Genomic DNA, 1,385 nt, shown 5'->3' with positions numbered 1-1,385 from the left:
TAAAAAACCGTCGCGGATCGGGTCCGCCTGTGGGGTCAGAAACAGCTTGCTGGTAGTCTGTTGCCGGAGGGGAGCGGCCGTTAGCTTATTGGTGGCTCATGACCCCGTTAAAAAACATGGTCCATGGACTGTTGCGCGCTTGAGAGTGGTGACGCCCCAGAGCGATCCCGGTTAGGAAGTTGACCTTTGGCGCAGTCCAGCCCCTCCCACCCCAAGGAGGAGCCAATGAGACGCAAACGAACCGCCGGGAGAGATCGGCAGAGCCTGCCGCTGGTTCATCCCCATGCCGCAGCCATTGATGTCGGAGCTACAATGCACATGGCGGCCGTGGGACCTGACCGGACGGACGAACCCGTGCGCAGCTTTGGGACCTTCACGGCCGACCTGCACCAGTTGGCCGACTGGTTCGAAGTTTGTGGCGTCACCAGTGTCGTCATGGAATCGACCGGCGTTTACTGGATTCCGGTCTTCGAGATCCTGCAAGATCGCGGCCTCGAGGTGTTTCTGGTCAATGCGCGCGACGCCAAGCAGGTGCCCGGGCGCAAGACGGATGTGAAGGATGCCCAGTGGCTCCAGCGGCTCCATGCCTATGGCCTGCTGCGCGCCAGCTTCCAACCCAAAGCCGAGATTGCGGAGCTGCGCGCGTATCTGCGTCAGCGCGAGCGCCTGCTCGAGTATGCCGCCTCGCATATCCAGCATATGCAGAAGGCGCTGACCGAGATGAACCTGCAGCTGCATCACGTGGTCAGCGACATCACCGGCGCCACAGGGATGCGCATCATCCACGCTATTCTGGCCGGGGAACGTGATCCCGGCGTCCTGGCGAGCCTACGGGACATCCGGTGTCACTCCAGCCTCGAGACGATCGAGAAGGCGCTGACGGGGCATTATCGCGCCGAGCATCTGTTCGCGCTCGAACAGGCGCTTGCGCTCTATGACACCTATCAGCACAAGGTGGCGGCGTGCGATCAGCGGATCGAGGCCGTCCTCAAGGCGCTGAGCGCCCATGGGCCCGATCCCGCTTCTTTGCCGGCGCCGCGCCGGCGCATGAGCCGCCAAGCCAATGAGCCGGGCTTCGACCTACGCGGTGCCCTCTATGCGGTTCTGGGCCAGGACTTGACCCAGATCCATGGTCTTGGGCCCTCCTTGGCGCTCAAACTGGTTGCCGAGTGCGGGACAGATCTGACGGCTTGGCCCAGCGCCAAACACTTCACCTCATGGCTCTGCCTGGCGCCCGGCAACAAGATCTCCGGCGGCAAGGTGCTGTCCTCCCGAACGCGCCGGTCAGGCAGTCGGGCGGCGGCACTTCTGCGGCTGGCGGCCGTGACAATTGGCAAGACGGAGACGGCGCTGGGCGCCTTTTACCGGCGCCTGTCGACGCGGAT

The 1,385-nt window shown here is 63.7% G+C and carries 1 protein-coding gene; it reads left to right on the top strand.

Going from position 1 to position 1,385, the window contains the following annotated elements; all coding sequences use genetic code 11:
- Nucleotides 1–225: 225 nt before the first annotated feature.
- Nucleotides 226–1,385, top strand: a 1,160-nt coding sequence (locus FS320_RS43390; RefSeq protein WP_152718654.1) for an IS110 family RNA-guided transposase, incomplete at its 3' end; no start/stop codon positions are given.

The organism is Microvirga tunisiensis (assembly GCF_009296175.1).
GTDB classification, from domain to species: Bacteria; Pseudomonadota; Alphaproteobacteria; order Rhizobiales; family Beijerinckiaceae; genus Microvirga; species Microvirga tunisiensis.
Note: the sequence above shows the minus strand (reverse complement) of the source record. Positions and strands in the feature narration are given on the sequence as shown.